The organism is Paraburkholderia sp. SIMBA_053 (assembly GCF_046534895.1).
Classification (GTDB): domain Bacteria; phylum Pseudomonadota; class Gammaproteobacteria; order Burkholderiales; family Burkholderiaceae; genus Paraburkholderia; species Paraburkholderia caledonica.
In genome coordinates, this window is the sequence record NZ_JAWRXU010000001.1 from 135,861 (window position 1) to 161,639 (window position 25,779).

At 63.5% G+C, this 25,779-nt stretch carries 22 protein-coding genes; 16 read left to right on the top strand and 6 right to left on the bottom strand.

Annotated features, from left to right (window positions below):
• Positions 1-130 precede the first annotated feature (130 nt).
• Genes SB753_RS00625 through SB753_RS00650 form a run of 6 tightly spaced genes read right to left on the bottom strand, consistent with a single transcriptional unit; the run spans position 131 to position 6,016 of the window.
• Positions 131-826, bottom strand: a complete 696-nt coding sequence (locus tag SB753_RS00625; protein WP_410798484.1) for an SDR family NAD(P)-dependent oxidoreductase — start codon at positions 824-826, stop codon at positions 131-133.
• 20 nt (positions 827-846) lie between these two features.
• Positions 847-2,187 (bottom strand): NAD(P)/FAD-dependent oxidoreductase, encoded by a 1,341-nt coding sequence (locus tag SB753_RS00630; RefSeq protein ID WP_087750718.1) that lies wholly within the window; start codon positions 2,185-2,187, stop codon positions 847-849.
• A 23-nt stretch (positions 2,188-2,210) separates the two neighbouring features.
• Entirely contained in the window at positions 2,211-3,008 is a 798-nt protein-coding gene (locus SB753_RS00635) for an amino acid ABC transporter permease (protein ID WP_020067597.1), read from the bottom strand.
• 58 nt (positions 3,009-3,066) lie between these two features.
• The gene (locus SB753_RS00640; RefSeq protein WP_410798486.1) at positions 3,067-3,879 is read right to left on the bottom strand and encodes an ABC transporter substrate-binding protein; all 813 of its coding nucleotides are present in this window, start codon (positions 3,877-3,879) and stop codon (positions 3,067-3,069) included.
• 33 nt (positions 3,880-3,912) lie between these two features.
• Positions 3,913-4,638, bottom strand: coding sequence for an amino acid ABC transporter ATP-binding protein (locus SB753_RS00645; protein WP_410798487.1), 726 nt, complete (start codon positions 4,636-4,638; stop codon positions 3,913-3,915).
• A 52-nt stretch (positions 4,639-4,690) separates the two neighbouring features.
• On the bottom strand, positions 4,691-6,016 hold the full coding sequence (locus tag SB753_RS00650; protein WP_310357664.1) for an FAD-binding oxidoreductase: 1,326 nt from the start codon (positions 6,014-6,016) through the stop codon (positions 4,691-4,693).
• A gap of 148 nt (positions 6,017-6,164) precedes the next feature.
• Here SB753_RS00650 and SB753_RS00655 point away from each other — a divergent pair, with 148 nt between their 5' ends.
• From SB753_RS00655 to SB753_RS00730, 16 genes are all read left to right on the top strand, one after another.
• Positions 6,165-7,067, top strand: a complete 903-nt coding sequence (locus SB753_RS00655; protein ID WP_410798488.1) for a LysR substrate-binding domain-containing protein — start codon at positions 6,165-6,167, stop codon at positions 7,065-7,067.
• A gap of 249 nt (positions 7,068-7,316) precedes the next feature.
• Positions 7,317-8,339 carry a methyl-accepting chemotaxis protein gene (locus SB753_RS00660; RefSeq protein ID WP_410798489.1) on the top strand — a complete coding sequence of 341 codons (1,023 nt, stop codon included), beginning with the start codon at positions 7,317-7,319 and terminating at the stop codon, positions 8,337-8,339.
• Positions 8,340-8,781: 442 nt separating this feature from the next.
• Positions 8,782-9,810 (top strand): GlxA family transcriptional regulator, encoded by a 1,029-nt coding sequence (locus SB753_RS00665; RefSeq protein WP_310066994.1) that lies wholly within the window; start codon positions 8,782-8,784, stop codon positions 9,808-9,810.
• Between the two features lie 147 nt (positions 9,811-9,957).
• The gene (locus SB753_RS00670) at positions 9,958-11,646 is read left to right on the top strand and encodes an ABC transporter substrate-binding protein (protein WP_410798491.1); all 1,689 of its coding nucleotides are present in this window, start codon (positions 9,958-9,960) and stop codon (positions 11,644-11,646) included.
• Positions 11,647-11,702: 56 nt separating this feature from the next.
• On the top strand, positions 11,703-12,737 hold the full coding sequence (locus SB753_RS00675) for an ABC transporter permease (protein ID WP_204521332.1): 1,035 nt from the start codon (positions 11,703-11,705) through the stop codon (positions 12,735-12,737).
• A 4-nt stretch (positions 12,738-12,741) separates the two neighbouring features.
• Positions 12,742-13,617, top strand: coding sequence for an ABC transporter permease (locus tag SB753_RS00680; protein WP_410798493.1), 876 nt, complete (start codon positions 12,742-12,744; stop codon positions 13,615-13,617).
• Positions 13,614-15,719 (top strand): ABC transporter ATP-binding protein, encoded by a 2,106-nt coding sequence (locus SB753_RS00685; RefSeq protein WP_410798494.1) that lies wholly within the window; start codon positions 13,614-13,616, stop codon positions 15,717-15,719. The genes SB753_RS00680 and SB753_RS00685 overlap by 4 nt, the downstream gene beginning before the upstream one ends.
• Positions 15,716-17,152, top strand: a complete 1,437-nt coding sequence (hydA, locus tag SB753_RS00690) for a dihydropyrimidinase (protein ID WP_410798496.1) — start codon at positions 15,716-15,718, stop codon at positions 17,150-17,152. Before SB753_RS00685 ends, hydA begins: the two co-directional genes overlap by 4 nt.
• Positions 17,149-17,919: an SDR family NAD(P)-dependent oxidoreductase gene (locus tag SB753_RS00695; protein WP_410798497.1), complete on the top strand. Its 771-nt coding sequence runs from the start codon at positions 17,149-17,151 to the stop codon at positions 17,917-17,919. Before hydA ends, SB753_RS00695 begins: the two co-directional genes overlap by 4 nt.
• Before the next feature lie 48 nt (positions 17,920-17,967).
• Entirely contained in the window at positions 17,968-18,993 is a 1,026-nt protein-coding gene (locus SB753_RS00700; protein ID WP_087750710.1) for an NAD-dependent epimerase/dehydratase family protein, read from the top strand.
• A 17-nt stretch (positions 18,994-19,010) separates the two neighbouring features.
• Positions 19,011-19,943, top strand: a complete 933-nt coding sequence (locus SB753_RS00705) for a polysaccharide deacetylase family protein (protein ID WP_087750709.1) — start codon at positions 19,011-19,013, stop codon at positions 19,941-19,943.
• A gap of 43 nt (positions 19,944-19,986) precedes the next feature.
• Entirely contained in the window at positions 19,987-21,633 is a 1,647-nt protein-coding gene (locus SB753_RS00710) for a thiamine pyrophosphate-requiring protein (RefSeq protein WP_087750708.1), read from the top strand.
• A 24-nt stretch (positions 21,634-21,657) separates the two neighbouring features.
• Positions 21,658-22,995: a dihydroorotase gene (locus tag SB753_RS00715; RefSeq protein WP_218779303.1), complete on the top strand. Its 1,338-nt coding sequence runs from the start codon at positions 21,658-21,660 to the stop codon at positions 22,993-22,995.
• Positions 22,982-23,755: an SDR family NAD(P)-dependent oxidoreductase gene (locus tag SB753_RS00720; protein ID WP_087750706.1), complete on the top strand. Its 774-nt coding sequence runs from the start codon at positions 22,982-22,984 to the stop codon at positions 23,753-23,755. The genes SB753_RS00715 and SB753_RS00720 overlap by 14 nt, the downstream gene beginning before the upstream one ends.
• A 34-nt stretch (positions 23,756-23,789) precedes the next feature.
• Positions 23,790-24,761 (top strand): LysR substrate-binding domain-containing protein, encoded by a 972-nt coding sequence (locus SB753_RS00725; protein ID WP_204521341.1) that lies wholly within the window; start codon positions 23,790-23,792, stop codon positions 24,759-24,761.
• Between the two features lie 110 nt (positions 24,762-24,871).
• Entirely contained in the window at positions 24,872-25,657 is a 786-nt protein-coding gene (locus SB753_RS00730) for an SDR family oxidoreductase (RefSeq protein ID WP_410798498.1), read from the top strand.
• Positions 25,658-25,779 lie beyond the last annotated feature (122 nt).

The window sequence follows — 25,779 nt, forward strand, 5'->3', positions numbered from 1 at the left end:
CTCGGTCTGTCGAGCAGTACGTCGAATCGATCACGCAGGGCGCCGGACACTCATAGGCGTCAGAGATTGCACGCAGGCAGACAGCCGGGCCACCGTTGCTTGGCTTTAGCTCAAGAAGCGCATTCAGCCACTAAAGCGTCTCCTCATAGCGGCAATTAACGAGCAGTTCGGCCAGGCTCGTCGTATTCGGCAACTCGATAGTATTCACCACCAGAAGCGCCAGGTCTTGCGGCTGCGTCATCGCCATCGGTTCAATATCGGCGATGCCTGCGGCCATGTCCGTGTTGACGAAGCCGGGGCATACCGCGGTCGCCCGCACGCCGTCGTCCCAACCCGCACGGCGCACCGCATGGGTGAGCGCCACCATCGCGTGCTTCGACATCTGATAGCCGACGTTCAGGTTCTTCACGCGTTTTCCGGAAAGCGATGCAAGCTGCACGAAGCGTCCGGCTCCTGCACGGCGCAAATGCGGCAGCGCCGCCTGCACGAGCCGGAAAGGTGCGTTCACGTTGATCTCGAAGGTTTCGGTCAAGAGCGCATCGGTGCCGGTATCGAAGTCGATCATGCGGCAGATGCCCGCGTTGCTCACCAGCACGTCAATGCGCCCGAAGCGCGCGATCGTCGCATCCACCCAGGCGCGGGCGGCTTCGGGATCGCGCGCCTCGTAGGGATGCAGGAACGCATCGGGCACGCCATCGTAAGCGTGCGTATCGCGCAGACCGAGCGACAGCCTATAACCGCGCCGCGCCAGTTCCAGCGCAATCTCGCGTCCGATGCCGCGGCTCGCGCCCGACACCATCGCCACTTTGTCCAGGTGCAATTCCATGTGCTTTCCGTCCTCGCTTATCAGAATCCCGCGTCGATCGTGATCTTGGAGCCGTCGCTGAAGCGCCCAAGACGGAACGCGTGCGGGTCGACGAGCGGTGCGTCGCCGTTGACGAGGTCGGCCATCAGCCGGCCCGCGCCCGGCCCGATTCCGAAGCCGTGTCCCGAGAAACCGGTGCCGATGAACATGCCCGGCACGCGCGCGACTTCGGAGATGACGGGGATCGCGTCCGGCGTCACGTCGATGTAGCCGGCCCACCGCTGCGCGATGCGCGCGCCCGACAGCTGCGGAAACGCTTCGGTGAACGCCTTGAGACCCTTGTCGACGTATGGCACCACGGGGTCAGGATCGAGCGTGCGAACATGTTCGAAAACCGTCGATTCGTTGAGCGCCCAGCGGCGCGGCCGCTTGAGTTCGTCGAAAAAGCGCTTGCCGATCTGGATCTGTAGTGCGCCCATCTGACTCTTCAATGCTTCAATGTATTTGAAGAAGAGGCGGAACGAATCGGGCGTCAGATCGGCGTGCGTACGCAGGCCGTACGCGACCGTGTAGCCGCCGTCCGCACGCTTGCGAAACGCGAATTCCTCGTTATTGGCGCTGCACGTGGGACCGCCTTCGAGGGGTTCGGTACGCAGCACGGACGCACGCGTGAGCAGTTGCGGCAGCTCCACGCCGAGATTGCCGCAGAAATAGCGCGTCCATGCGCCGCCTGCTACGACGACCGCATCGCAGCGAATCGTCCCATGTTCGGTGACGACCGCGCTCGCACGCCCGCCGCTCGTCTCGATGCCGCGCACCGCGCACGGCGTTAGAATACTGACGCCCTTGCGTCGCAGCGCGTTAGCGATGGCGGGCGCGGCCTTTTGCGGTTCCGCGCGGGCATCGCCCGGCGTGAAGATGCCGCCCTTGAACGTCTGCGTCGCGCCGGGCAGCAGGCGTGAGACTTCATGCGTGTCCACTTCGCGCGTGTCGAAGGCATCGTCGCCTGCTATCTGACGAGCGCGCTTCAGCCAGTCACGGTGACGTTCGAGCACGGCGTCATCGTTCGATACGTACAGGATGCCGCACTGGTTGAAGCCGGTGTCGATGTCGAGCGTTCTGTCGAGCGTGCGCCAGATCTTGAGGCTTTCGATGCTCAGCAGAAATTCGCGGGGATCGCGCCTTGTCACGCGGACCCACCCCCAGTTGCGGCTCGACTGCTCGCCCGCTATGTGCCCCTTCTCGCACAGCGCGACGGACAGCCCTTTTTCGTGCAGCGCAAGCGCCGTTGATACGCCGATGATGCCGCCGCCGATCACGACCACATCGGCGCGTTCGGGCAGCTTGATATCGTCGGCGACGGTGTCGACTTTAGGACCCATGGTTTCTTTCAACGAAGTGAGAGTTACGGACGACGCTCGGCCACGGCCGCTGTCTGCGACTGCAGCGCTTCTTCAGCGCGCACGTTGCGCCCGGCGCGCGATGTCTTCTGCTGGCGCGCGGCGGGGTTGATGAAGCGATTGGTCCAGCGGTCCAGATGATTGATCGTGTGCGTGAGGGGCACGGTGATGAGCAGATACACGGCGCCTGCCGCGACGAGCGGCGACAGGTTGGCCGTATTGACCGCCGCGTTCTGCCCGATGGTAAAGAGATCGCGCTGCGAAGTGAGCAGCCCGAGGAAGTACACGAGGCTCGAATCCTTGACGATCGAGATGAACTGATTGGCAAGCGCGGGCAGAATGCGCCGCACGCCCTGCGGCACGATCACATGACGCATGCCGCTCCAGTACGTCATGCCGAGCGCCTGGCACGCGGACATCTGCCCGCGTCCGACGCTCTGGATTCCCGACCGGAATATCTCGGCAATATACGCCGACGACACCAGCGCCAGCGCGACGATCGCAAGCGGATACGGATTCGGCCCGAACAGCGAGAGTCCCACCGGCGCCAGCCCCTGGCCGACCACAAGGATGACGAGCGCGGCGGGCAGGCCGCGGAAGACATCCACGAAAACGCGCACGGGCCACGTCAGCCAGCGCGTGTGCGATACGGCGCAGAGCGCCAGCGCCATTCCTGCCACGATGCCGAGCGCAGTCGAGACCACCGACAGGATCAGCGTGTTCACGAGACCCGTGCCGATCAGCGTCGGCAGCGATTCGACGAGCAGCGGCCAATCCAGGAAGTTCTGCAGGAATGCATTCATGGAGACTCTCTCCTTGCGCTTGACGAGGCGTGGCAAAGCAACCAACAATGGCGGGCGGTTACTTCATCGCGTACGGCGGCATTGGATCAGGCTTCGGATAGCCGGGATTGAAGTGCTGATAGAGCTTGAGCCACGTCCCGTCCGCCACCAGTTCGCCGATCGCCTTGTTGACCGCCACTTCGAGCTTCGCATTGCCCTTGCGGATCGCGAAACCGGCGGGAAGATTCGAAGCTGAGATGTCGAGCTTGTCGGCGAGCTTCAAGTCCGGATACTTACCTTGCAGCGCTTCGAGCAAGGTCTTGTCGATGAAGTAGCCGTCGATGTACTTGTTGCGCAGCGCGAGAAAGCCCGCGTTGATGTTCGGAAAGCGGACGATCTGCGCGCCCGGCAGATAACTCTGCGAATACGTGTCCTCGATGGTTCCCTGCACGACTCCGATGCGCTTGTCCTTCACCGATGCCACGTCCGCGCCGATCGTGCTGTCCGGCAGCGTACCGACGCTCAGGAGACCCGTCAGATAGCCTTCCGAGAAATCGACCATCTTGAGGCGTTCCCTGGTGATCGAGATCGAGCCCGCGGCAAGATCGACCTGCTGATTCGCCACGCTCGGCAGCAGACCCGCGAAGTCCTGCGCGCGGAAGTCGGCCGTGAGCCCGAGTTTCGCGGCGATAGCGCGTACCAGCTCGACATCGAAGCCCGTCATCTTGCCGTTGTCGATGTACGAGTACGGCTTGTTGTTCGCATCGACGCCGGCCACGATCTTGCCCGGCGTCAATGTGCCGACGTCATCGGCGGCGTGGGCGGCGGTCGTCGCGCCGACCAGGAACGATGCGGCCACGGCGAGATGGCGTGCGAGACGAAGTAATCGCATGGTGAGGCTCCCTTGAAATGGACAGCGGTCGGATCAATGCAGGATGCGCGAAAGAAAGTCTCGCGCGCGTTCGGAGCGCGGCCGCTCGAAAAAGGCTTCGCGTGTATCGTCTTCCACGATCACGCCGCGGTCCATGAACAACACGCGGTCGGCGACGCGCTTTGCAAAACCCATCTCGTGCGTGACGCACAGCATGGTCATCCCGTCCTGCGCGAGCGTGGTCATCACGTCGAGCACTTCGTTGACCATCTCGGGATCGAGCGCGGACGTCGGCTCATCGAACAGCATGGCGACCGGGTCCATCGAAAGCGCCCGCGCAATCGCCACGCGTTGCTGCTGACCGCCCGACAATTGCGCCGGATACTTGTCCTCGTGACCGCTCAAGCCCACGCGGCGCAATAGCGAGCGTGCGCGCTCACCGGCTTCGTCGCGCGCGCGGCCGAGCACGTTCATCTGCGCGAGCATCAGGTTGCGCTGCACCGAGAGATGAGGAAAAAGTTCGAAATGCTGAAACACCATGCCGACCCGCGCCCGCAGCCGCGAAAGATTCGCGCGCTTCGCCGTCACGTCGATGCCGTCCACGACGATCTGCCCGCTCTGTACCGCTTCCAGCCCGTTGACGGATTTGATGAGCGTGGACTTGCCGGACCCGGACGGCCCGCAGATCACGGCCACTTCACCGCGCGCGATGCTCGCCGTGCAGTGGTTCAATACGCGAATGCCGCCGTACCACTTCGAAACGTTGTTCAGCTCGATCATTGTGGCTCCTTTAGATGCTTCGGCTTCCTGATTGAATCGGCTCGTCATCGCTTCAAGAGAGCGCTGCTCGCACGCGGCCGTGCCACATATCGCCGATACGGTACAGTGCACTGCCGACGGGTACCGCAAGCGTGCTGGCCATTCCCGCACCTGAGAGGGGAAACGCGCCTTCGCCGAACGCACCGACATCCTGCTCGACACCCGCCATATGTTTGCCGATGCGATGCCCGAGATAGCTCATCAGCGCAACGCCGTTGCCGTTACAGCCGAGCGCATAGTGCACGCCGTCGTGCTGGCCGATGTGCGCGAGCCTGTCCCCGGTCATTGCGACGAAGCCTTTCCAGGAATGCGTGACGCGCACGTCCCGAAGGGCGGGCCACAATTGCACGAGCTTCGCGTACAACCGCCGCGCGGCCTCGCGTTCATCGATCTCGCGGATGGCGGGCCGCGACCCGAAGATCATTCGTGTGCCGTCCGGCGATGGCCGCGTATAGAAGAGATTGCGCTTCGAATCGCTGATCATGCGGCGGCCCGGATTGAGGACGTCCATGAGGCCTTCGGGCAGCGGCTCGGTAGCAATCTGATAACTCGCGACCGGCAACACGCGGCGCGAAAAGAACGGCAGCAGTGGACCTGTATAGCCGTTGGTAGCCAGCAGCACCTGCCGCGCATCGAACACGCCGCGCGCGGTGTGCACGCGAAACCGCGTATTTCCCATTCGTTCGATCCGCTGCACTGCTGCGTGCGAATGCAGCGTCGCGCCGCGCCGGCGCGCGAGGTCGCGCAGCGCACGATGATATTTCGCGGTATGCAGTCCGCCGTATTCGTCGACGAGAATGCCGCCGTAGTAATAGTCGGAGCCGATGATGCCGCGCTGCGCATCGCGCTCGATCACGTGCACCGTGACGCCGGTCTTGTCGCGCAACAACTGGCCTTGGCGACGCAGCACGTTGAAATGCGTGGGCGTATAGGCGCCGAAGAAGCGGCCGGTGATACGCAGGTCTGCGTCGAGTGATTCGTCTCCGATGATTCCCTTGAGATAGTCGAAGCTCGCCATCGACTCCTGCATCAGGCGCGTGAGACGTTCAGCGGACACGCCGCGAATGGCGTTGGTCAGCGCAAGCTTCTGACCGCTCGACACCATGCCCCCGCTGCGCGTGCTGCCGCCAGCGCCGATCTCGGCGCCATCCAGCACCGCGACGCGCGCGCCATGCTTCGCGGCCTCCGCCGCGGCCGACAGCCCGCAATACCCGCTGCCGACGATTGCCAGGTCCACGTTCGCCGGCAAAGGCTCCGGCGCGACCTCGGGCGGTGCGGCGTCCCACCAGTACGGGGTGCAGCGGAAGGTTTCGTGAAACAGCAACGCATCGGGACGCATGGACTTGACCCTGTTCGCTTGATCGAGTCCAGTGTCGCGCTCGCAAATCATCCGGTCAAATAGCGCCAAAAACGGCTTCCATTCATTTCTGATATGGCAAGCTGAGACTTCGGCCGATGTTTTGCGCGGCCCACGTCCGGAGAAAACGATGAATCTCAGGCAGGTCGAGGCGTTTCGGCTGGTCATGCTGCGCGGTTCGATGACGGCCGCCGCCGAAGAACTCGGCACATCGCAACCGAGCATCAGCCGGTTAATCGCGGAACTGGAAGCCGCCACGGGACTGACGCTGTTCGTGCGCAATGGCGGACGCATTCATGCCACCGATGCTGGCAGCGCGTTCTATCGCGAGGTGGATCGCAGCTTCGTCGGTCTGGAGAAGCTGCAGCATTCGGCGCGAGAGATTCTTGAACTCGGCAGCGGACGGCTGCGGATCGTGGCAGCGCCGGTCCTCGCGCTGTCGTTTCTGCCTGCCGCGATCGCGCGCTTCGCGGACGCCCATCCGCGGGTCGCGGTGTCGCTCGAAATGCGCAGTGAGAGCACGATCCAGCGCTGGGTGTCGTCGGGACACTGCGACGTAGGCTTCGCGACCACCACGCCGGATGCGTTCGGCGTGATGAGCGAGGAACTCTATGAACTGGCGGGGCTATGCGCGTTGCCAGCGCGTCATGCGCTAGCGGCGCGCACGCGGATTCGCGCGGCCGACTTGCGTGGCGAACGGCTCATCCTGCCTTCCTATGCGGACGATACGCGTGCCGCGCTCGATCGCGCGCTGCGTCCGGCGGGCGCGGATCAGGTGCCTGCGATCGAGACGCCGTATGGCGCGACCATCTGCGCGCTCGTGACGCGCGGCGCGGGCGTGGGCATCGTCAATCCGCTCGCGACCGTGGATGCCGATCCTGCGCGCATCGTGTTCCGGCCGTTCGCGCCGGCGATCTGGTTTCGCGGCTTCACGCTTTATCCGCAGACGCCGCGAGGCAATCCGCTGGTCGGCGAGTTTCTCGAACTCGTCGGTGAGCAGATGGCGGCATTGAGGCGGGGCGCGCATATCTGAGTTCATGCTCGTTGACCGAACACAAGCTTCTTGCGACCGACCGTAAATTGAGTTCTAAAGTATTCCCTTGTGATGCCGTTCATGAGTTGTTTGAGTTGTTTGCACCTCGAAGTATTCAGTTGGCAACAAGAACCGCCCAACAAGAAGGAACAGGAATGCGACAGCACCAGAACGGCGCTCGCCAGCATCACTTTGGTGCGGTCGGTCGCACGAGGCAGATGAATCTAAACCGTAGCCCGGGGAAAAGTCATGGCGGACGCCAATGAGATTGTCGATTTGACGCGAGAAGTTCACCGTATAGCGAAGGGCAACGTATCGGATATCAACGACATCAATCGTGAAACCACCTTTCTCGCCATCAACGCGCTGATCGAATCGGCCCGTGCCGGCGACGCCGGGCGCGGTTTTGCCGTGGTCGCAAATCAGGTCAAGGTAGTATCGCAACGCATCGGACAGTTGACCACCGAACTGGGCCGCGAACTCACGGCCCTAGGCGACCGGATGATCACGCAGCTCGAGCAGCAGGAAGCGCAGCGCCTCACGGATCTCGCGCTCAACATGATCGAGATCGTCGATCGCAACCTCTACGAACGCTCCTGCGATGTGCGCTGGTGGGCGACCGACTCCGCGATCGTCGATTGCGTTGCGCACGACACCCGCGAACAGCGCGCGTTCGCGTCAGAGCGGCTGGGCGTGATTCTCGACAGCTACACCGTGTACCTCGATCTGTGGGTGATCGACATGGAGGGCAACGTCGTGGCCACCGGCCGGCCTGGCCAGTTCGCCACGGCAGGGCAAGCGAACGTGGCGGACGAGCCGTGGTTCAAGGCGGCGGCGAAGTCGGCGTCGGGCGCCGAGTATGCGGCGGCCGAACTCGCGTCGATGGCGGCGCTCAATGGCGCCGCCGTGGCGACGTACGCGGCGGCGATTCGCGAAGGCGGCGCTAACCGGGGGCGTCCGCTCGGCGTACTGGCGGTATTCTTCAATTGGACCCCGCAAGCTTCGACGGTAGTCAAGGGCGTGCGTTTGTCGGTGGAGGAGTGGACGCGTACGCGCTGCCTGCTCGTCGATGCACGCAAGCGCGTGATCGCCAGTTCAGACGACAAAGGCGTCCTGCAGGAAGTGCTGCCGCTCAAAGTGAGCGATCCGAAGGCGGGCGCGTATAGACCGGACGCGGACACATTGGTGGCCTACGCCCTCACGCCGGGCTACGAAACATACGAAGGGATGGGGTGGTACGGCGTGATCTTGCGCAAGCGCGCGGGGCGGTGAAGGGAGTCGCCCACACCATCCGCCGTTTAAGGATGGTGTGTCGATCGGGCGCGCCGGTGATCCTGCCAGGGAGGCAAGCACAACGACGGCTTTGAGACTGGGTTGACATGTCTGGACGCTGGTTTGGGCTACAGAAGCTACTGCTGACGGAAACCCCTAACGCCGCGAGAGTTCGGTTACACGCTTTGTCTTCATCGTGCGAGGCCTAACGTGCCAAAACCCGATTTTCATCGAGCGTGGAGTCCGAACGAGGGCCGTTCCGCCCGGCACGACTACTTTTCCCCTTCTTGTTCTGGCTTTAAGACCCGGAGTCGAACACATTCGCAACTGTAAGGGGCCGACCAAAGCGCTCTGGCCGCTCCTTCCTTTCTGATCAATCGTTGACAAGTCTCCAGCAATAAGGGCAAGTTTGTCGGTTTCACAAATGCCGACGGGTGACCCGATGATGGAACGATCCTCCAATAACGCCCTCGAAATGATCGCAGCGGCGGCCGACCCGTTGCGCGTCGGATTCTTTCTGGTTCCTGATTTTCCGATGATGACCTTCGGCGCCGCGGTCGATCCGCTCCGCCAGGCCAATCGCATCTCCGGGCGCGGGCTTTATAAATGGAGCTTCATATCCATCGATGGCGCGCCTGTTCACTCGAGCGCGGGCGTCCCGTTTCCGATCGACTATTCGATCGCCGACATGCCCCCCTGCGATCTGATCATCCTCTGCGCGGGGCTGAATCATACGAAGGCTTACAAACCTGCTGTGTTCAAATGGTTGCGCTCGGTGCATGGCCGGGGATGCGTGCTCGGCGGCATCTGCGCCGGTCAGTTTCTGATTGCCAAGGCGGGCCTGCTCGACGGGCGCCGTTGCGCCGTTCACTGGGAGCTACTCGCGGCGTTCCAGGAAGAGTTTCCGCGCAGCGTGGCGTCCAACGCCATCTTTGCGGTGGATGGTCCGTTCGTCACGTCGTCCGGCGGCACCGTGACCCTCGACATGATGCTGCACCTCATCGCGGCGAGCAAAGGCCGCGACATCGCGAACGCGATTTCCGACCAGTTCAATCATCCGGAGATCCGTCAGCAGGATTCGGCTCAACGTCTGCCGGCGCAAATGCGCTTCGGCATCCGCAATCCCAAACTGCTCGAAATCGTCAAGGTGATGGAGTCGAGCATTCAGAATCCTGTCGATCTCCAGGTGCTCGCGCGCCGCGTACAACTGTCGACGCGTCAGATTGAACGCCTGTTCGTCACGCACGTCGGCAAAACACCGTCGGCTTTCTACGCCGGCTTGCGCATGGCCCGCGCGCACGATCTGATTCTTCAGACGGATCTCTCCATCTCCGACGTCGCGGAAATATGCGGCTATATGTCGGCGGCGCGCTTCGGCCGAATCTATCGCGCGCATTACGGCAGCACGCCGAGAGAAGTCCGCCAGGGCGGTGTTGCGCGCCGTCAACCGCTGACTGATTCCTCACGCTGACCTTTCACGACCAATGTCACACAAGAAGTGCGATGTCGCTTTTTGTACCTGAAATGTCGCATTCGCGTTTTTGTTCAAATCTTGAATCGACTTAACCTGTCCATCAGCCGTTTACGCCCGCTTCCCACTTATTCCGGAGACCATGCAGTGTCCAACGATTCCGAAGCAACGCCGCATCCTTACATTCCCGTTCTCATCGACGACCTCAAAAGCGGCAATCTCTCGCGCCGTCATTTTCTTCGCACGGCGACGTTGCTCGGATTGTCGGCCATGACGGCGTACAAGCTGAGCGGCGAAACGAATCCGTTCATTAGCGACGCGCAAGCCGCTGACGCGCTGCCCAAAGGCGGGCATCTGCGGATCGGGATGCGCTGCATGGAGATCAAGAGTCCGCATCAGGCCGACTTCGCCGAGAAGTCGAATGTCATCCGGCAGGTTTGCGAATTCCTGACGTTCACCGGCAACGACAATATCACCCGCCCGTATCTGCTGGAGCGCTGGGAAGTCAGCGAAGACCTGAAGACCTGGACACTGCATATCCGCAAGGGCGTGAAGTGGCACAACGGACGCGCGCTAAATGCGGACGACGTGGTGTGGAATCTCAAACGTGTCTGCGATCCGGCAGTGGGTTCGTCGCAACTGGGGCTATTCACCGGTTACCTCGTTCAGGAATACGACTCCGGTCAGAAGGATGCGAGCGGCAAGCCGAAGAAGGCGAGCCGCATCTGGTCCGATAATGCGATTGAGAAGGTCGACGACCTGACAGTCCGGCTGAACTGTTTCGCACCGCAAATCGCCGTGCCGGAACATCTGTTCCACTACGCGATGTTCATTACCGACCCGGCGGACAAGGGCATGTTCGGCGCGGGCTTCAACGGCACCGGCCCGTTCGAACTCACCTCGTACACAGTCGGCAAGAGCGCGGTGTACAAGGCGCGTAAAGACTATTGGGGCAGCGGTCCTTATCTGGACTCGTTCGAGTTCGTCGACCTGGGCGACAGCGCGGGCGCCGGCATCTCGGCGATGGCTTCGCGCCAGGTCGACGGTCTCTCCGAAGCCGACGCGGTTCAGGTGAATGCGATGAAGCGCCTGCCGCACGTGCAGCCCTACAGCGTGTTGACCTCGCAAACCGGCGTGGCGCGTATGCGTGTGGATCACAAGATTTTCGGCGACCCGCGCGTGCGCAAGGCGATGAAACTCGCGGTCGATCATCAGAAGATCATTGCCACGTCGCTGCTCGGCGCAGGGGTGTCGGCGGAAGATCATCACGTCGCGCCGGTTCATCCGGAATACTACGCATTGCCCAAATACGGCCGCGACGTCGTGCAGGCGAAGAAACTGCTGGCGCAAGCGGGTTACCCGAACGGCTTCGAAATCGACATGGTGACGCGTCCCGATCCGATCTGGGAGTTGAACACGGTTCAGGCACTCGCCGAGCAGTTCAAGGACATCGGCGTGAAGGTCAACATCAAGCCGCTGCCGAGCGCGCAATACTGGGAAGTCTGGACCAAGGTGCCGTTCAGTCTCACGGGCTGGGGGCATCGGCCGCTCGGCGTCATGACGCTGTCGCTCGCATACCGGACCAACGCGGCGTGGAACGAGTCGGGCTACGCGAATCCCGAATTCGATGCACTGCTCGACCAGGCGGACGGCATTCTCGATCCGAAGAAACGCAGCCTGGTGATGGCAAAAATCGAAAAGCTGATGCAGGAAGACGGCCCGATCGTGCAACCGTTCTGGCGTGCGTTCTCGACGGTGATGGATAAGAAGGTGAAAGGCTTCACGGTGCATCCGTCGCAATACATCTTCGCGAATCAGTACGCCGTGGGCGCCTGAACCGGATAGGCGCGCCTTCAAGGCGCGCCGCCCGAGGTCGCAAGAACGTACCAACTATGGGTTCCGTCGACATGGCTTCATTTCTCGCTAAACGCATCACGTTGATGATCGTGACGATGTTGTGCGCGTCATTCGTGGTATTCGCCGTATCCGAGTTCACGCCGGGCAGTGTGGCGCGCCGCACGCTCGGTCCGTACGCCACCCAGCAACAGGTCGATCTGCTGTCGCAACGCATGCACGGGAACGACCCGTTGATGGTGCGCTACGGACACTGGCTCGGCGTGCTGGCCGGCGTAATGCCGGATCCGCTCGAAGATCCGGCGAACGGATTGGGTTTTACCGATCCGCGCGGCTCGCAGTATTTCGGCAATTTCGGCTACTCGACGCTTTATAAACTCCCCGTCAACGATGTGATGTGGAAGCGCCTCGGGCACACGGCCATTCTCGCGGGGATTGCGTTCGCGTTGATCGTACCGCTCTCCATGCTGTTCGGCATTCTGTCCGGGCTCAAGGAAGGAGGGGCGCTCGATCGCATTCTTTCTGTCGTCTGCATCACTTTCACGTCGATCCCGGAATTCGCGTCGGGTGTGTTTCTGGTGACACTGTTCGTGATCCTCTGGCCGATCCTGCCGGGCACGAGCCCGCTCGACGGCAGCGAGGGCGGGCGCTGGTCGGTCGCGTCGCAACTGGTGTTGCCGGTCGCGGTACTGGTGCTCTACGACTTTGGCTACGTCGCGCGGATGATTCGCGTGTCGATGATCGGCGTGATGGAAAAGCCCTACATCCGCACGGCGATCCTGAAAGGATTGAACCCGCGCCAGGTGATTCTCGGGCATGCATTGAGAAACGCAATGATCGCGCCGTTCACCGTGTTGCTGCTGCAGATCAACTTTCTGATCGGCGGCGTGGTGGTGACCGAGATGGTGTTCGCCTATCCGGGCTTCGGCCGGATGCTGCTCGACTCCAGCATGTTCGGCGACATCGCCATGCTGGAAGCCGCCACGCTGGTCACGGTCTTCGTCGCCGTCGTGACGCAGTTTCTCGGCGACCTCGGCTACATGCTGCTCAATCCACGCATCCGTGTGAGGTAATCGTATGTCTTCCATTGATCCCGGCGTGGTGCCGCTCGCGGTGCGTACCTCACGCGCTCCGCGGCGTGCATGGACGCGTCTGTTCAGTTCCCCCACGGCCGTCGTCGGCTTGTCGCTGATCGTGTTCTGGGTCGTCGCGGCCGTGCTCGCACCGTTCTTGCCGCTGCCGTCGCCCACCGCCCAGGATGCGATGGCGATGGCCGATCCGACGCCGTCGGCGGCGCACTGGCTCGGCACCGACATTCTCGGCCGGGACATCCTGTCGCGCCTGGTCTTCGGCGCTCGCACCGTGTTACTGGTGGCGCCGCTGTCGGTCGCGGTCGCGATGCTCGCCGGGATCACGCTCGGCATGCTGGCGGGCTATTTCGGCGGCTGGATCGAAGCGATCGTCGACCGTTTTTCGGACCTGGTGCTGGCGTTTCCGGTGCTCGTCCTTTACGTGATCCTGATTGCGAACGTCGGTGCCTCGGTCGGCAACATCGTGCTGGCCACCACGATCGCGTCGGCGCCGGGCATCGGCCGGATCGTGCGCGGCCTGGTACTCGACCTGAAGCAGCAGGAATACGTGGCAGCGGCGCGTCTGCGCGCGGAAAGTACGTTTTACATCATCGTTTGCGAGTTGTTGCCGAACTGTCGCGGACCGCTCTTCGTCGACGCGTGTCTGCGGATCGGCTACACGATCATCACGATCGGTGTGCTCGGTTTTCTGGGGCTCGGCTTGCCGCCGCCCAATCCGGATTGGGGCGGCATGGTGCGCGAAACGACGACCGTGATCAACGTGTGGCCGCTCATGTCGATTGCGCCGTCGGTCGCCATCGTGAGCCTCGTCCTCGGATTCAACCTGCTGGCCGACGGAATGCGGGAGGCCTGGAAGCCATGAATGCGATCATCGAATCAGGCGTGCTGGAAAATCGCCATGCAAGGTCGTCGGGCGATACGCCGTTGCTGGAAATCCGCGATCTTCGCATCGAGTATCGCGGCCGTTATGAATCCGTCGTCGCCGTGCCGAATGTGTCGCTGACCATCGCGCCGGGAGAAAGCTATGGCCTCGTCGGCGAATCGGGCTGCGGCAAGACCACGACTGCGATGGCGGTGATGGGCTATCTCGGCGGAACCGGACGGGTGACGAACGGCAGCATTCGCTTCGAGGGCGAGGAACTGGTCGGCGCGAGTCTGCAAAAGCTGCGCACCATTCGCGGCCGCCGCGTGGCGATGGTTTATCAGGAGCCGATGAGCGCGCTCAATCCGGTCAAGACCATCGGCTCGCAACTCGCCGAAGTGCCGATGCAGCATCTGGGTTCCTCACGGGCCGAGGCGCGTGAGCTGTCTGCGAGCATGCTCGAGAACGTGCGCCTGCCCGATCCGCTCGCAATGCTCAAGCGCTTTCCGCATCAACTGTCAGGCGGGCAGCAACAACGGATCGTGATTGCAATGGCGTTGCTTGCGCGGCCTGCGTTGCTGCTGCTCGACGAGCCGACGACCGGCCTCGACGTCACCGTCGAGGCCGCGATTCTCGATCTGATCGCGGACCTGCGAAAACAGTACGGCACGAGTCTTCTGTACATCTCGCACAATCTCGGCTTGATAGCGAGCGCCTGCGATCGGGTCGGCATCATGTACTCGGGCGAGATGATCGAGGAAGCCGATACGCAGACACTGTTTCGCCAGCCACGTCATCCGTATTCGCAAGGTCTGCTTGGCTGCATTCCGGGCATTGGAAGCCCGAAGGGCGTGCGAGCGTTGTCGCCGATTCCGGGGCATTTGCCGTCGCCGACAGAGCGTCCGCAGGGTTGCTGGTTCGGACCGCGCTGCGCTCACTTCCAGCAGGAAACATGCGGCCGCAACGCAATTGCGCTGGCGCCGGCGGAAGACGAAGCTCATCTGGTTCGATGCATCCGCTGGCAGGACCTTACGCGCGCAAGCGTCGCGTTGAGCGGCGAGGCGGCAGTAAGCGTCGATCGTGATACGGCGCTGTCGGTCACCGACGTGTCCAAGCAATACCTGCTCAACGGCGGACGTCGCACCGTGCAGGCCAACGAATCGGTCTCGTTCAAAGTAGGCAAGGGCGAGATCATGGGGCTGGTCGGCGAATCCGGCTGCGGCAAGTCCAGTCTCGCACGCATGCTCGTCGGCCTCGAAGGGGCGACCTCGGGCTCGATACAGTACGGCGGCGTCGAGCTAGCCCAGGTGCCGGCGAAGAAGCGCGCGCGCGACATGCTGCAGTCGATCCAGATGGTGTTCCAGAATCCCGACAGCACGCTCAATCCTTCTCACTCGGTGGCTTCGCCGATACGCCGCGCACTGCGCAAATTCGGCGGCTACAAGGATAAAGCGGCGATCGAGAAGCGCTTGCAGGAGTTGCTGCAACTGGTCCGGCTACCCGCCGAACTCGCGCAACGCCGGCCGTCGCAACTCTCCGGCGGTCAGAAACAGCGTATTGCGATTGCCCGCGCGTTTGCGACGAATCCGTCGCTGATCGTCGCCGACGAGCCCGTCTCGGCACTCGACGTGTCGGTGCAGGCAGCCGTCATTACGTTGCTGCTCGCCATCCAGAAAGAGCAGGAAAGCACGCTGCTCTTCATTAGCCACGACCTTGCACTGGTGCGCCATATCGCGGACCGGATCGTCGTGATGTATCTCGGCCGGATCATGGAAAAAGGCCTCGCCGAAGAGATATTCGCGCCGCCTTACCACCCGTACACCGAAGCGCTGCTGTCCGCCGTTCATAGTCCGGACGCGTCGGTCAAACAACAGGAGCGGATCCGCCTGACCGGCGAAACGCCGAGCCCCATCAACGTGCCGCCGGGATGCCGCTTCGCGTCGCGCTGCCATCGCAAGATTGGCGACATTTGCGACACCGTCGCGCCGCCGGTGCGGCAAGCATCGCCGACGCATGAGATTGCCTGCCATATCAGCCTCGAGGAGTTGCGTACGATGCGCCCCGTGTTTCAGCAAAGCACCACCGGAGGAACCCGCGCATGAGCGACGGCACGTTTTCTTTCGAACTCGTGATTCGCGGCGGCACGGTCGTGCTGCCCGACGGCACAGCCGAAGTCGATATCGGTGTGCGGGACGGACGCATCGTCGCGATCGAGGCGGGATTGCCTGCCGGACGGCGAGAGGTGTCGGCGGCGGGCCGCATCGTGATGCCCGGCGGCGTCGACGCGCATTGCCATATGGATCAGCAGCCGTGGGAAGGCAAATCCACCGCGGACGATTTCCAGAGCGGCACGCTGTCCGCGCTGTGCGGCGGCACCACGACCATCATTCCGTTCGCGATGCAGATGCGCGGGCAGTCGCTGGCTGAAGTGGTGGCCGACTATCACGAACGCGCGTTGTCGAAAGCGCATATCGACTACACGTTCCACTTGATCGTGGGCGACCCCACGCCGCGTCTGCTGGAAGAAGAACTGCCGCAACTGATCGCCGAAGGTTGCACGTCGGTGAAAATCTATCTGACGTACGAAGGCCTGAAACTCGACGACTACGAAGTGCTCGAAGTGCTCAACGTGGCGCGCCAGGAAGGCGCGATGGTCATGGTGCATGCGGAGAACGACGCCTGCATCCGCTGGCTGACCGAGCATTTTCTGAAGGCGCGCAAGACGCAACTGCGCTATCACGTCATCTCGCGGCCCGCCATTGGCGAGCGCGAAGCGACCTTCCGTGCGATCAGTCTCGCCGAAGTGATCGAGACGCCGATTCTGATCTGCCACGTGTCTGCTGCGAGCGCGACCGAAGAAATCCGCCGGGCGAAGCAGCGCGGCCTGCCGGTGTATGCGGAAACCTGTCCGCAGTATCTCTTTCTCGCCGCCGAGGATATCGACACACCGGACCTGTCGGGCGCGATGTGCGTCTGCACGCCGCCGCCGAGGCCGCGCGAGAACCAGGCGGAAATCTGGCGCGGTTTGCTGGACGGCACGCTCGAAGTGTTCTCGTCTGACCACTCGCCGTGGCACTACCGCGACAAGATCGCCGAGGGTCCGGATACGCCGTTCACGCGTATTCCGAATGGCGTACCCGGGATCGAGACGCGTTTGCCTCTGCTGTTTTCCGCGGGTGTCAACGGCGGTCGCATGTCGCTCATGCAATTCGCCGAATTGACCGCGGCGACGCCCGCGCGCCTGTACGGCCTATATCCGAAGAAAGGCGTGATCGCGATCGGTTCGGACGCCGACTTTGCGATCTGGGATGCGCAGCGCGAAGTGACGATCAAAAACAGCATGCTGCATCACGCGACTGATCACACGCCGTATGAAAACATGGTGGTGCAGGGCTGGCCCACCACCACGATTTCACGCGGCGAAGTGGTCTGGCATGAGGGCAAGGTCAGTTCGACGCCGGGGCGCGGCCGGTTCATTGCGGCCGAACGTCCGTTCCCCCGGCAGTCCACGTTGCCGTCGGTACTCGAAGCATGAGCGGCGTCACGAACACGAGCGATCGCCTTCGAGGCAAGGTCGTGATGATTAGCGGCGCGGCGAGCGACATCGGCGTGGCAATCGCGGCGCGCTGCATTGCCGAAGGTGCGAGCGTGGTGTGCGCGGACCTCGACGGCACCGCCGCCGCGCGCACCGCCGCGCAACTTGGCGCGGCCGCGCTATCCGTGCAATGCGACGTGACGGACATCGAATCGGCGCGCGCGGCGGTCGAACTGACGCGGGCGAGGTTCGGCCGTCTCGACGGATTTGTTCATAACGCGGCGGCGCCGTGGCACGACGGTTCCGTGGAGGATCTGGCGCCGGCGCACTGGCATCAGGAAATCGACGTGTCGCTCACGGGCGCGTTTTTGCTGAGCCGCTTTGTCGTACCACTGATGCGCGAAAGCGGCGGCGGCTCCATCGTGCTGGTGGCGTCGCAGTTGGGTCACGTGGCGGCGGCGCGTTCGGTGGCCTATTGCGCGGCCAAGGCGGGGTTGATTCACCTCGCGCGGCTGATGGCCGTCGATCACGCGGACGCCGGTATTCGCGTCAATAGTCTGTCGCCCGGCGCGGTACGCACGGGGCGGCTGTTGCGCTCGTTTGCGTCGCTCGACCACGCCGATGCGGAACTCGGCCCGGCGCATCTGCTGGGCCGCATCGGCCGTCCGGATGAGATCGGCGCGAGCACGGCATTCTTGCTGAGCGACGACGCGTCGTTCGTGACCGGCACCGATCTGCTCGTGGACGGCGGCTATACGGCGCGTTGATTCACAACCGCCGCACGCGCGCTGCAATCCATTTTGTCAGGGAATGAGATGAACTTGTTGATTACAGGCGGGACCGGTTTCGTCATGAGCGTGGTCGCCCGCGAATGGCTCGACCAGCATCCCGATCGGCGCGCTGTCATCCTCGACCGCGCCGGACTCGACGACACCGCGCAAGCCTGGTTCGCGTCGGTGCGGGATCGGCTCACCGTGATCGAAGGCGACGTGCGCGATCCTACGGGCTGGGCGGCGGAACTCGACCGTCACGATATCTCGGCGGTCGTGCACGGCGCGACGGTCACGCCGATCTCGCGCGGCAGCGCGGAGGAAGCAGCGCGTCTGCCGCCCGAAGCGCTCACGCCCGCGCGCATCGTCGACGTCAACCTGATGGGTACGGTGCAGGTGTTGGAGTGGGCACGGCAGCAGCCCGCGCTCAAGCGTTTCATCTATATCAGTTCCGGGTCGGTCTACCGTCACCACGGGCCCGACTGGTCGCACGAGCCGTTGCCGGAGGACGGCTACGTCGCGCCGCTCACGCTGTACGGCATTTCCAAATTTGCTTCGGAGATGGTCGTCAACCGTTACGCGGATCTGTTCGGATTGTCGGCGGCCTCCGTGCGGCTCTCGTCAATTTATGGGCCGATGGATCGGGCCACCGAAAGCCGCGATTTCCGCCACGTGCCGAACCGGGTCGCACAGATGGCGCTGGACGGCGAGCTCATCAAACCGAATAGCCTGACGCCGGTCGGCGACTACCTCCATTCCGTCGACGCCGCGCGCGCGATTCTCGCGCTCACCGAGGCGTCGCGGCTGCGTTACCGGCACTACAACGTTGCGAGCGGCGTGACTACGACGATCGGCGACATCATCGGCTGGGCGGCGCAACGGGTACCCGGCGTTCGTTACGAAGTGACCGGCGAAGCCGGCGCGAACGTGATCCAGGACCCGGCGCTCGCCACCGGCATGTGGGGTGCCTACGACATTTCGCGGCTTGAACGCGATACGGACTGGCGTCCGCGCGAGGGCCGCGTCGCCTTTCACGATTACATGGACTGGCTCGTCGCCAGTCGTTCCTGAACGAGAGACCTGCATTCATGACCGACACTCAAACTCAAGGCCCGGCGCGGGATTTCATCGGCTACGGCGCGAGGCCGCCGCTGGTGACGTGGCCCAACGGCGCCAAAGTCGCGATCAATCTCGTGCTGGTGTACGAAGAGGGTTCCGAATACTCGTGGCTGGAGGACGGCCGCAACGACAACTGGGGTGAGTACAACCTGAGCTCGAGCCCGAATTTGCGCGACCTCGGCACGGAGACGCACTTCGAATACGGCAGCCGCGCCGGTGTCTGGCGGCTGGCGAGATTGTTCGACCGTTACCGGATTCCCGTCACCGTATCCGCGTGTGCGGTCGCCCTGCAGCGCAATCCGGAGGTCGCCGCATGGATGAAAGAGCGCGGACACGATCTGCTCGGTCACGGCTTGCGCTGGACCGACTATCCCGGCATGAGCCGCGTAGAGGAAGGGCGGCAAATGCGGGCGGCGATCGATCTCTACCGTGAGGTGCTCGGCGTGCATCCGCCTGGCTGGAATTGCCGGTCGTTTCCGAGCGTGAATACACGCGATCTGATTATCGAAACCGGCGGCTTTCTGTACTACTCCGACCCGTGCAACGACGACATTCCGTACTTTGTCGAACACGACGACGGCGAATTGCTGGTCGTCCCGTACTCGAAGACGCTGAACGACAGCCGCTATCTGATGGCGCCGGGCTACAGCAATCCCCGCGATTTCGCCGAGGATTGCCGTTGCGCGATCGACTATCTGATCGACGAAGCAGACGAGGCCGGCGGCAAGATGCTGACCATCGCGGCGCATGCGCGCTGGAGCGGCCAGCCCAATCGCGCGTCGGGACTGAAAGAGGTGATCGAGCACGTCGGGCGTTCACGCGGACAAGCCGCTTTCATGCGACGCGAGGACATCGCGCGTCACTGGCTGGCCAACCACACGCAGTTTCGCAAGGGAGCCTGAACGTGACGGTGTCAGCCAGGTGTTGGTCGTACCGGAGCGCGCAATGACGGGAGCGCAAACGGTAGCCGCAATTCTCAAGCAGCAGGGTATGAAACACATCATCGGCTTCCCGAGCAGCGGGTTGTTCGATGCGGCGGCGGAGCTGGACATTCCGCCGGTGATCGCGCGCACGCCGCGCGTCGCTGTCAACATTGCGGAAGGACATGCGCGGACCACGGCCACCGACGACCTGACGGTGGTCACCGTGCAATATGGACCAGGCGCCGAAGCGGCATTTGCCGGCGTGGCGCAGGCATGGAACGACCGCGCGCCGGTGCTGTTCCTGCCGACCGGATATCCGCGCGGCTCGGAAGCGGTGGCGCCGAATTTCGAAGCGCGCCGTAACTTCACGCACATCACCAAATGGTGCGAGTCGGTGGTACGGCTGGAAGACCTGCCGCAGCTGCTGCATAGCGCGATCTCGCGCGTGCGCAACGGGCCGCCCGCGCCGGTGCTGCTCGAACTGCCGGTGGATCTGCTCGAGCAGGAATGCGGTATCGGCGCGTCGAATCGACCGCTCGTGCGGCGCGCGCGACCGCAAGCCGATGCCGCCGAAATCGACGAGATCGTGCAGGCGTTGCTGGCCGCCCGACATCCGGTGATCCTTGCCGGACAGGGCGTGCTCAACGCTCATGCGACCACGGAACTCACCGAATTCGCGGAACTCACGCGGATTCCGGTGATGACCACGCCGAACGCGAAGAGCGCGATGTCCGAGCGGCATCCGCTCGCGCTCGGCACCGCTGGGCGCGCGCGCCCCGCCACGGTGGACCGCTTCATCGAGCGCGCCGATGTGATCCTTGCGCTCGGCAGCAGTCTTACGCGGTCGTATTACATCCGGCCCGTGCCGGCGAACAAGCGGGTCTTGCAGGTCAGCATCGATCCCGACGATCTCGGCAAGGACTATCCAATTGCGCTCGGGGTGGTCGGCGATTGCCGCTCTGTACTGCGCCAGCTGCTCGCACGGGTTCGAGAGGAACCGGCGGCATGGGCCGAACGCGCTCGCAACGACGGCGATCTGACGCACGAGATCGCGACGTGCCGCCGCCAGTTCATGGACGACTGGATGCCGCTGCTGAATGCGGGCGGCAGTCCGATCTCTCCGTATCGGGTGGTGTGGGAAATCATGGAGGCACTCGAACGCGAAAAAGTCATCGTCACTCACGACGCCGGCAATCCGCGCGACCAGTTCAGTCCGTTCTACGACGTCACCGAGCCGCGCGGTTATCTGGGGTGGGGCAAGACTACGCAGCTCGGCAGCAGTCTCGGATTTGCGATGGGCGCAAAACTGGCGCGGCCGGACGCAACCGTCGCCGCGATCATGGGCGAGTCCGCGTTCGGCATGGTCGGACTCGACTTCGAGACGGCGGTGCGCTGCAAGCTGCCGGTGCTCGCGATCGTGCTGCGCAATCATGTACTCGGCGGCTACGCCGCGAGCATGCCGGTGGCGACAAAGAAGTATCAGGCCAACCGCGTGTCGGGCGAATACGCACCCATCGCTGAGGCGCTGGGTGGACACGGCGAATGTGTCATCGACCCGGAGGACCTGAGCGCGGCGCTGCGGCGTTGCGTCGCGACGGTGCGGGACGGGCGCGCGGCATTGCTTGAAGTCGTGACGCACGAAGAAAGCCGACTCGCGGGGCTCTGCTGATGAACCGCTTACGGGAGACCCATCGTGTTTGATCTGGTGCTGCGCGGTGCGACGATCGTCGAGGCGTGCGGAACGTTACGCGCCGATCTGTGCGTGAGCGACGGACGTGTGGCTGCATTGCTCGATCCGGACGCGCCGGCGGCCGCAAAGGTCGAGCGTCGTGTGGACGGCTGCTATCTGCTTCCGGGTCTGGTCGATGCACATGTGCATCTGCGCGATCCTGGCCTCACGCATAAGGAAGACTTCACGTCGGGCACGCGGGCCGCGGCGGCGGGCGGTGTCACGACGCTGCTCGACATGCCGACCGACGATCCCTGGACCGACAGCGTCGATACGTTCGTCGACAAGCAACGCATCGCACGTGGGCGCTTGCACGTCGACGTCGGGCTTCAGGTCGCGTTGCGCCGCGACGCGACTCAACTGGAAGCGATCCGGGCGCTGGGTCCGGTGTCGTTCGAAATTTTCACGGCCGACGTTCCGGCCGGCTATCTGCACCACACGCAGGCGTCGTTGCTGCACGCGCTCAGATCGGTCAAGCCGCTGGGCACGCTGGCGTGCGTGTCGCCGGGCGACCAGTCGATCCTGGAAGCCGTCGCGAAAGGCGGCGTGGCCGAATTTCTCGCCAGCCGCTCGCCGCTCGCGGAGGCGACCGGTATCGCGAAGATCATCCTTGCCGCCGCGCAGGCGCAAACACGCGTTCATGTGCGGCAGACCAATTCCGCGCTCGGCATCGACACGTTCCGGCGAATGCGCGGTCTTGCGGACGTGAGTATCGAAACCACGCCGCAGTGCCTGCTGTTCACCGCCGACGATTACGCCACGCAAGGCGCCGACCTGAAAGCGTCGCCGCCGATGCGCACGGCGCAAGATCGCGACGCGCTGCTGGCCGCGTTGCGCGACGGCCTGATCGACATCGTCGCGACCGATCACGCGCCGCACTCGCGCGCGGAAAAGACCGCCGCGTACGGCAGTTTCGCCGATATCCCCGGCGGCATGCCGGGCGTGCAGACGCTGCTTGCCACGATGCTGCATTTCGTCGCGACCGGCGATATCGATCTGCCTGCGCTCGTTCGCATGTGTTCGACCAATCCCGCGCAGCGTTTTGGCATCGGCGAGCGCAAGGGCACGCTCGCACGCGGACGCGACGCGGACATTCTGGTGCTCGACCCGCGGCTCGACACACGTATCGCGCACGCCGACCAGTTCTCGCGTGCCGGCTACACCCCGTTCGACGGCATGCGCGTGCCCGGCAGGCTCACCGCCGTGTATCTGCGCGGCACGTTGATTGACGAAAGCGGTCGCACGACGAGGCCGGAACCGACCGGCCAGGTAATAGGAGCGACGAAACATGGGTTTGCTTGAGAACAAGGTCGCGGTCGTGACCGGGGCGAGTTCCGGCCTCGGCCGCGCGATTGCCATCCGGTACGCCGCCGAAGGCGCGCGCGTGGTGCTGGCCGATCTGCGCGAAGCGCCGATCGAAGGCGGCGACACGACGCAGATCGCAATCGAACGCGCAGGAGGATCCGCGATCAGCGTGCCGACCGACGTCTCGCACTGGGAAGAGGTCGACCGGCTGGTCGCCATCGCCGTGGAGCGTTACGGCCGCCTCGACGTGATGGTCAACAACGCCGCGATCTACACCAGCACGAATCTCGTCGAGACCACGCAGACGCAATGGGAACAGGTCGTCCGGGTCAATCTGACCGGTATGTTCAACGGCTGCAAGCGAGCGGTTCAGCAGATGCTCACTCAGGAGCCTGCCGATGAAGTGCGCGGACGCATCGTCAATATTTCGTCGCAGCACGGCATGGTCGCTTCACCCGGCGATTTTCCATACGGCGTGACCAAAGGCGGCACGGTGCAGTTGACGAGGCAGATTGCGGTCGACCACGCGCGGGACCTGATCGTCTGCAATGCGGTGGCGCCGGGCAAGATCATTACGGGCAAGCCCGGCGCGGCCAACGATCCGCGCGCGCTGGAGTATTCGCATCAACGCACGCCGTGGCCGAGGCTGGGGCGTCCGGAAGACGTGGCCGGCGCCGCGTTGTTTCTCGCCAGTCCGCTCGCGAGTTTCGTGACCGGCATCAATCTGATGGTCGATGGCGGCTGGATGGCGGGCTAGCAGCCGGTCAATCTGTTTAGGGGGTAGTAGGGATATGAACCAGCTCTCCGCCATGCGCAGTTTCGCCAAGGTTGCCGAGACGCTCAGCTTCACCGTTGCCGCAAAGGAATTGCGGGTGTCGGTCGCGATGGTGACGCGCAGCGTCGCAACTCTGGAGACTCATCTCAATCTGCGACTGCTGAACCGCACGACGCGCAGCGTGTCGCTGACCGAAGCGGGGCAGGAATACTGGCAAGGCTGCCACGAGGTATTGCGGCACCTCGATACGCTCGAAGCGAACGTCTGCTCGGCCGCGCGCGAGGCGGGAGGATCGTTGAAGGTAGCGGCGCACGAATCGTTCGCGGCCGCGGAATTGAGCGAGCTGATCGGCAAGTTCCGCGCGCTGGAGCCGCGCGTGGATTTTGAACTCACGGTGTTCGCGTCGACACACGATCTCACGGTCGGCAGCTTCGACGCGTGCTTCGTTGCGGAGCGGCGTTTGCGCGATTCATCTCTCGTCTGCCGCCCGCTCACGAGGCTGCGGGATGTGATCGTCGCGTCGCCCGCCTATCTCGCGCAGAAGGAGGCGCCGGATCGGCCCGCCGATCTGGCCGAACACGATGTACTCACGACCTCCGACCCGTGCGTGCGTTCGTGGGAATTCGGCGATGCATACGGCGCTCAGCGTGTCCTGCTGCGACCCGTTCTCAGCTCTTCGAATCTGCTGACGCTGATTCGCGCGGCGAAAGCCGGACTGGGCATCGCCCGCTTGCCGGCCTCGCTGGTCGCCGCCGAGATTCAGGACGGTTCGCTGATACCGCTGCTGGAAGGCTTCGAACTCGAGAGCGGGGTACGCACGCTGTGGATGCTTTACTCAGGGCATCGCTATATGACGCCACGAGTGCGACGCTTCATCGATTTCGCGGTTGCGCATTACCGGCGCGATACGCCGCTGCCGGACAGTCCGTTGCTCGACCCCGCCTCCCAAGCGAGGCGGACCGGCGCGATGATCGCGAGCCCGTTCTGACGCGCACAGGCGCGTCGATGAAAAGCATCGTTTTTCAGATTTTGCACGACCGGCCGGCAGGCCGCTCTTCAACTCAAGCCGGCGCGGTTGCCGGACACACTGGATAGAACATGGATCTCGGAATCAGGAACAGGATCGCGCTGGTAACGGGCGCGGGCGGCGGCTTAGGCGGTGCGATCGCGCTGGCTCTGGCCAACGAAGGCGCGAAGGTCGTGGTGGCGGATATTAATCCGGCCGCGCTGGAAGCCGTCGCTAACCGGGTGCGCGAGGCCGGGGCGGAAGTGATGTCGCTGGAATGGGATCTCGGCGATCTCGGCGTCATCGACGCGCGTATCGATGCAATCGAGCAACGCTTCGGCACGGTCGACATTCTGGTCAATAACACGGGCGGGCCGCCGCCGACACCGGCCTCCGGTCAGCCGGCGGATTTGTGGGAGCGCCATTTCCGCTCGATGGTCCTTTCCGTTATTGGCATTACGGACCGTGTGCTGCCAGGCATGAAAGAGAAACACTGGGGACGCGTGGTCACGAGTGCTTCGTCCGGCGTCGTGGCGCCGATCGCGGGGCTGGCGGTGTCGAACGCATTGCGGATGTCGCTGGTCGGCTGGTCCAAGACACTGGCGCGCGAAGTGGGCCGTGACGGCATTACAGCGAATCTCGTCGTGCCGGGTCGCATCGGCACGGACCGAATCCGTTTTCTCGACGAGTCGAAAGCGAAGCGCGAAGGACGGACCGTGGAGGAAGTCTCCATCGAAAGCACGGGTTCGATTCCGCTTGGCCGCTATGGCCGTCCTGAAGAGTACGCGCAGGCGGTGGCGTTTCTCGCCAGCGAAGCCGCGTCTTACGTGACCGGTTCGATCATGCGGGTGGACGGCGGGCTGATCGCCAGCGTGTAAAGCATGTGCCGTGAGGACACTCGCGGTTCGAAAACGTTAATTAGGATGACAAAGCATAGGCAATGAATAGGCCCACGGAACATGATTGTTAAGTAGGACTGTGGGTCTCAGGCAACGAATTT